The following is a 6,467-nucleotide window of genomic DNA, read 5'->3' on the forward strand; positions in this document are numbered from 1 at the left end:
GGCCAAGATAACCGGGTTGGGCAGGGGTCAGACGGCGACGGCGGGCCATGGGGCAGATCCTTTCATGTCAGACAGGCGTCATGCGCGCACAGGGCAGCACGATGTTTCGCGCGCGAAACACGGGCCCCGCGGCAGGCCCAGGATAAAAGACGGGGCGATGTGTTGCTCATACCGGGGCCTGCCCGTGCGGGCCTGCTTGCTGAAGTTCCAACTCGTCCCGGCGCCATGCGCCCACCAGCAGCCGCTTGAACGCGGCATAGGTTTCATCGAACGTCTCGCGCCCGCGGATATAGGTCTCGCGGTTGAAGTCCCGGTAATCGGCTTCATAGATGCCGGCCACCTGTTCGCCAGCCTGCCCCACCAGCGCCGTAAAGTCCTGCCGGTAGGGGGACATGTAAGGGGCGATATAGGCCTGCATCAGGTTGGCCAGTTCCATCTGCTGGCTGGCATCGAACCGGGTGACCACGGCGCGCACCGCGTCCCATTCAAACCGTAACTCGGGTGTGCCAAGGGCGCGGGCGGCGATATTCTCGCCCTCTTCAATGGAATTGAACGTGGCATGAAGCATGTCGAAAAACCGCCCCGTGCTGTCAAACTCCAGAAACGAGGCCCCCAGCGGCACCAGCAGGATATCCGCCGCTGACAGGGCATTGATGGTCAGATAGCCAAGGGCAGGGGGGGTATCGAGGATGACAATGTCATATTCATCAAGCATCCCGTCTGCATCCAACCGATTGGTCAGCGCGTCCCACAGCTTCCAGCCTTTCAGCCCCATGCGCCAGACCGGCACCTGAAACTCGGCCCAATAGAGGTTCAGCTGCGCCCCGATCAGATCGATATTCGGCCAGTGGGTTTTTTGCGCCAGATCCCCCGCCCGCACCTTGAGCGCTGCCGCCAGCATGTCATCCAGCGGCAAGGGCGTATCCCCGCGCCCCATGCGGGACCGGTTTTCAGCTTGCAGGCTTTCGGCATAATCACGGGCCAGCAGGGGGAACACGGTGGCCCATTCATCCGCGACCGTGCCGCCGAAGATCGATGTCATGGACCCTTGGCTGTCCAGATCGATCACCAGCACCCGATAACCATCCAGCGCCGCAGACATGGCCAGATGTGCCGCCGTGGATGTCTTGCCAACGCCGCCTTTGAAGTTGGCCACGGCCACCACTTTGGCGGGCAGATCCTTGGGGCGATAGGGCAGGTAGCCTTTGGACTTTGATCCCTCGGCAGCGAAGAATGCGCGCAGGCGCAGCACCTCGTCCAAGGTGAACCAGCGTGTCCCGCCGGCGGTTTCAGCATGGCCTTGGGGCAGGTCCGGGTTTTGCTTTAGCACGCGGCGGAAATGGGGTGTCGCGACAGGAATGAGATAGCGGGTAACTTCCCAAGTTGAAAACCGCCGCAGGGTTTTATGCCCATCCGGATTGAGCCCGCGCGAGACAAGATCGGCCCGGCCCTGTGCCGCCTGAGAGGCCGCTTTGGCAAATCCGTCTGTGCCCACAGGGGGGCCAAGTTCTGCCAGTGCCGTGTCGGGGGGAATGTTGAAATACGGCGGAAGCCGATCTGTGTCACTCATGATGGGATGCTCGATATGCCTATTTTTTTTCAATGTACCATAATTTTGCGCACATGAAACAGAAATAGATAAGAACATGTAATTTTCTATGCAAATCAGTGGCTTGCATATGGGTGCCCCGGCAGCGTTTTCAGGCAGGTCCATAAGCGCTGTGTTATTATATCCGTTAGATATCTGTTAAGGGTAACTCGATTTTTTCCAAGCTGCTGTTTATAAATATTTTTATCAGCTGATTTTCGGTAAGGTGACTCTAAACCCACGATATTCCGACTCCAGACCCACGATGAAGCGATTCCAGACCCACGAAGCGATGCCGCCGCCGGTCTTGTCTCGTGCCTCGGGGCTTTCTAGTCTGGGTGTAAATAAAACGACGAAACGTCGAGCAGTCAGGCAAGGCCCCGCAGAGCGGCCAATTTCAGAGGTGTAGAACAGGTCCATGTCCCGGCCCCTGTCCCCGTCTTCGCGTGCGCGCCCCACAGCGCCGCCGCCCGATCCCGCCCTGGCGGATTTCTTTGTGTGCGACATTCCCAGCGCCCTGCCCAAAGATGACATGGCCAGCATGGAGCATCCGGTCTTTTCGCTGTCCACCCGGCCGGACCGGCGCGTGCTGCGCTATGATCACGGGGCGGTCAGCGTTGAAATCACGCCCAGCGTAAAGGGGCTTGCCACGATCCATGACAAGGACATCCTGATCTTCTGCATCAGCCAGTTGGTGGCGGCGATGAATGCCGGCCGGGCGGTGTCGCGCAAGCTGGAATTGACGGCCCATGACCTGCTGATCGCCACCCGGCGCGAAACCTCGGGCGACAGTTACCGGCGCCTGCGTGATGCGTTCGAACGGCTGTCAGGCACGCGCATCGTGACCAACATTCCCACCGGCGAGACGGTGACCACATCGGGCTTCGGTCTGATCGAGGAATGGTCGATCGTGCGGCGCACGGCGTCGGGGCGGATGGTGTCGGTCTCGGTCACGCTGTCGGACTGGCTGTTTCGGGCGGTGCTGTCGCGCACGGTGCTGACACTGGCGCCGGGGTATTTCGAATTGCGCAAACCGCTGGAGCGGCGGGTCTATGAGTTGGCGCGCAAGCATTGTGGCCGTCAGGCGCGCTGGCAGGTCTCCATGAAAGTGCTGTGCGCCAAGTCGGGATCGGCCTCGCCGCTGCGGGTGTTTCGCAAGATGATCCGCGACATGGCGTCGGCGGATCTGCTGCCCGATTACCAGTTGGATGTGGTCGAGGGCGATCTGGTGATTGTCACGCCCCGCGCGGCGGTGATCGACGAGGCCGAGGCCCCGCGCCTGCCCGAGGGCACGCTGGAAGCCGCCCGCGCCGTTGCACCTGGCTGGGACATCTATGCGTTGGAAGCGGATTGGCGCAGCTATTGGGTGATAACCGGCCGACCGCATCTGCGCAGTCCGGGCAAGGCCTTTGTGGCGTATTGCGCGAAACGCGCATCTCAAAAGTAAAACGCGAAACGCGCATCTCAAAAGCTGACACGCATCGGCAAGAAAAAGCTGCGCCCTCTCATATGACCAATCGTGACCTGCGCTCTGGCTGTGCCGCCTGTATCATGGTCCGCTCCGGTGTTTCGCGCGCGAAACACCAATGCAACGACTTTGGCCCTATGCCGCGATGCGGCGTATGTTGCGTGGACACCGGCGGGTAAAGGTCCTAGCCTGCACTGCGTAGCCGGGGCGATGCCTGTACCGGGCGCGCATCCGCGTTCCACCATCGCCGCAGCACAACCAATTTGTTACCGGTTTCCCTCAAGTCGGGGTCCGGAGTGCGAACCAGGGACGTGATGATGAAAGTAGTGATTTTCGGGTTGGGGTATGTTGGTTTCACAGCAGCCTGCTGTATTGCCAGTGAAGGCCACCAAGTGGTTGGGATTGATGTCTCGGCCAAGAAGGTAGACGCCATTCGGGCAGGCCATGCCCCGATCGTGGAACCCGGCGTGGAAGAGATGCTGCGCAGTGGGCTGGAGAAAGGCCTGATCGATGCGGCGACCGAGATCGGTCACCACCTGGACGAGGCCGATCTGGCCATTGTCTGCGTCGGCACCCCATCCGGGCCAGACGGATCGCACAACATGGCTTATATCGCCGATGTGTCCCGTCAGATTGCAGCCGCCGTGGACCCCGCGCGCAAGACGCCGCTTTCCGTTGCGTATCGTTCGACCATTCGCCCCGGTTCCATCGAAGAGTTGATCGCCCCGATTTTCAAAGCCCGTCTGGGCGATGCCACGGACGCCGCGATCGCGCTGGTCTATAACCCCGAATTCCTGCGCGAAAGCTCGGCGGTGAAAGACTATTTCGAGCCGCCCAAGATCGTCATCGGCACCAAGGACGGCCAGCCCGACCCGGCAATGGAAACCCTGAACGCCAACATCACGGCCCCGACTTTTCATGTGGGCTATCGCGAGGCAGAGTTCACCAAGTTTGTCGACAACACCTGGCACGCCGTGAAAGTTGCCTATGCCAACGAGATCGGGCGCGTCTGCCTGCAGCTTGGCATCAAGGCCAGCACGGTGCACGAGATCTTCAAATCGGACACCAAGCTGAACATCTCGGCCTATTACACCCGGCCCGGCGGGGCGTTTGGCGGATCGTGCCTGCCCAAGGATGTGCGCGCGCTGCAATACATTGCCGCCGACAGCGGTGCACCGACCCCGCTGGTGGACAGTCTTCTGCGGTCCAACGAGGCGCATAAGCACCGCCTGTATGAATATGCCGCCGAAGGGCTGGAGCCGGGCGCGAAAGTGCTACTGGCGGGACTGGCCTTCAAGGCGGGCACTGACGATCTGCGCGAAAGCCCGAATGTCGATCTGGCGCGCAAGCTGTTGGCTGCCGGGTTCGACCTGGACATCTATGACCCTGCCATCGATGCCGCCAAGCTGGTCGGTGCGAACCTTGGTTATGCCTATTCGCAACTGCCCACCATCGAGGGTCTTTTGGTGGACAAGGCCGCTGCCGAGGCCGGCAATTATGCCCGTGTGATCGTCACCAACGCGACGGTCAAGGACCTTGATCTGTCGGCGGATGTCGAGCAGCGCGATCTTGGCAGCTTGCCATAAGGCGCAGCCGTTTTGCCGCTCTGCTGCCGCAGGTGTCGCTGGCGACAGGCCAAGGATGCCCGGCGCGTTGCGCGTGGATGCGTTGTGTTCCAAGTTCATATAGGAGTCTGCCATGACCGGCACCAGCCTTGACACCCCCCGTATGGCCGCCGTCCGTACGGACCGGCCCCTGGAGGGCCGCAAGGTCCTGATCATCGTTGAGAACCTGCCGTTGCCCTTTGATCGCCGGGTCTGGCACGAAAGCCGCACCCTGACGGCGGCGGGCGCGCAGGTTTGTGTGATCTGCCCCACGGGCAAGGGATATGAGGCCCCGTACGAGGAAATCGACGGAGTGCATATCTATCGCCACAACCTGCCGCTTGATGCCAAGGGGGCGTCCGGGTACCTGCTGGAATACGGGGCCGCGCTGTTTCACGAAACGCGGCTGGCCTGGAAGATCCTGCGGAAGCATGGCTTTGACACGATCCAGGGATGCAACCCGCCCGATTTGCTGTTCCTGATCGCCTGGCAGTTCAAGCTGTTTGGCAAGCGCTATATTTTCGATCATCACGACATCAACCCTGAATTGTACGAGGCCAAGTTCAACAAGCGCGGCTTTTTCTGGAAGCTGATGGTGCTGTTCGAAAAGCTGAACTTCAAATCCGCCGATGTGGTGATCTCGACCAACCAAAGCTATCGCGAAATTGCCATGACCCGCGGCGGCAAAGCGTCGGAAGATGTGTTCGTGGTCCGGTCGGGGCCGGATCTGAACCGGCTGCACGTGATGGACCCTGACCCGCACTGGAAGAACGGCCGCGATGCCATGGTCGGCTATGTCGGTGTCATGGGCGATCAGGAAGGCATCGATCTGCTGCTCGAATCCGCCCGGGAGATCGTGTTTGACCGCGGCCGCAACGTACAGTTCGTGCTGGTCGGCGGCGGGCCCGCGCTGGATGATCTCAAGGCGATGGCCGCCGATCTGGGGCTGGCCGATCATGTCACCTTTACCGGGCGCGCGCCGGATGCGGAATTGTTCTCGGTGCTGTCCTCGGCGGATGTTTGTGTGAACCCGGATCGTGTGAATCCGATGAACGACAAATCCACCATGAACAAGATCCTCGAATACATGGCGTTTTCCAAACCCATCGTGCAGTTCGAGGTGACCGAGGGGCGCTACAGCGCGCAGGACGCATCGCTTTATGCCGAGCCGAACAACACCGCCGATCTGGCGGGTAAAATTCTGTCGCTGATCGATGATCCGCAGACGCGGGCAGAGATGGGCCGCATCGGACGTACCCGTGTGGAGCAGGAACTGAGCTGGGATTACCAGGTCGATACGCTGATCGCGGCCTATAAGCGCGTGATTGGCAAAGGGAGGAAACCGGCGGATGACTGATACGGTACAGCGGCTCACATGTTTCAAGGCCTATGATGTGCGCGGGCGCCTTGGCGAGGAACTGAATGCCGGGATTTGCGAACGCATCGGGCGCGCTTTTGCCCAGGTGATGCAGCCCGGCACGGTTGTCACCGGCCGCGACATCCGCGCCACCAGCGCCGAATTGCAGGCCGCCCTGATCGCCGGGCTGACCGCGGGCGGGGCAGATGTGATCGACATTGGCCTGTGCGGCACCGAAGAGGTGTATTTCGCCACCGATCATTATGGCGCGGGCGGCGGGCTGATGGTCACGGCCAGCCACAACCCGATCGATTACAATGGCATCAAGATGGTGCAGGCGGGCGCGCGGCCGATTTCCGGCCCCGAAGGTCTGGACGCGATTCACGATCTTGCCGCCGCAAACGATTTCGCACCGGTCGCTGCGCCCGGCACGCAGCGCCGCGAGGACCC

5 protein-coding genes and 1 pseudogene are annotated in these 6,467 nt (G+C 61.1%); 4 read left to right on the forward strand and 2 right to left on the reverse strand.

Annotation, left to right across the window (positions count from 1 at the left end; genetic code table 11):
- Positions 1–166: 166 nt before the first annotated feature.
- Positions 167–1,570: an AAA family ATPase gene (locus tag E2L05_RS20100; RefSeq protein ID WP_133344793.1), complete on the reverse strand. Its 1,404-nt coding sequence runs from the start codon at positions 1,568–1,570 to the stop codon at positions 167–169.
- Between the two features lie 225 nt (positions 1,571–1,795).
- Positions 1,796–2,008: a hypothetical protein gene (locus E2L05_RS20105; protein ID WP_133344795.1), complete on the reverse strand. Its 213-nt coding sequence runs from the start codon at positions 2,006–2,008 to the stop codon at positions 1,796–1,798.
- Here E2L05_RS20105 and E2L05_RS20110 point away from each other — a divergent pair.
- The 4 genes and pseudogenes from E2L05_RS20110 to E2L05_RS20125 all read left to right on the forward strand — a co-directional run.
- Positions 2,007–3,035 (forward strand): replication initiator protein A, encoded by a 1,029-nt coding sequence (locus E2L05_RS20110; RefSeq protein WP_133344797.1) that lies wholly within the window; start codon positions 2,007–2,009, stop codon positions 3,033–3,035. The genes E2L05_RS20105 and E2L05_RS20110 overlap by 2 nt on opposite strands.
- Before the next feature lie 338 nt (positions 3,036–3,373).
- Positions 3,374–4,642, forward strand: coding sequence for a nucleotide sugar dehydrogenase (locus E2L05_RS20115; RefSeq protein WP_133344799.1), 1,269 nt, complete (start codon positions 3,374–3,376; stop codon positions 4,640–4,642).
- Between the two features lie 112 nt (positions 4,643–4,754).
- Positions 4,755–6,017: a glycosyltransferase family 4 protein gene (locus E2L05_RS20120; protein WP_176600833.1), complete on the forward strand. Its 1,263-nt coding sequence runs from the start codon at positions 4,755–4,757 to the stop codon at positions 6,015–6,017.
- Positions 6,010–6,467, forward strand: a pseudogene (locus E2L05_RS20125) (phosphomannomutase); the annotation flags it as partial. The gene E2L05_RS20120 and the pseudogene E2L05_RS20125, both read left to right, overlap by 8 nt.

Source organism: Meridianimarinicoccus aquatilis (genome assembly GCF_004358675.1).
Classification (GTDB): Bacteria; Pseudomonadota; Alphaproteobacteria; order Rhodobacterales; family Rhodobacteraceae; genus Meridianimarinicoccus; species Meridianimarinicoccus aquatilis.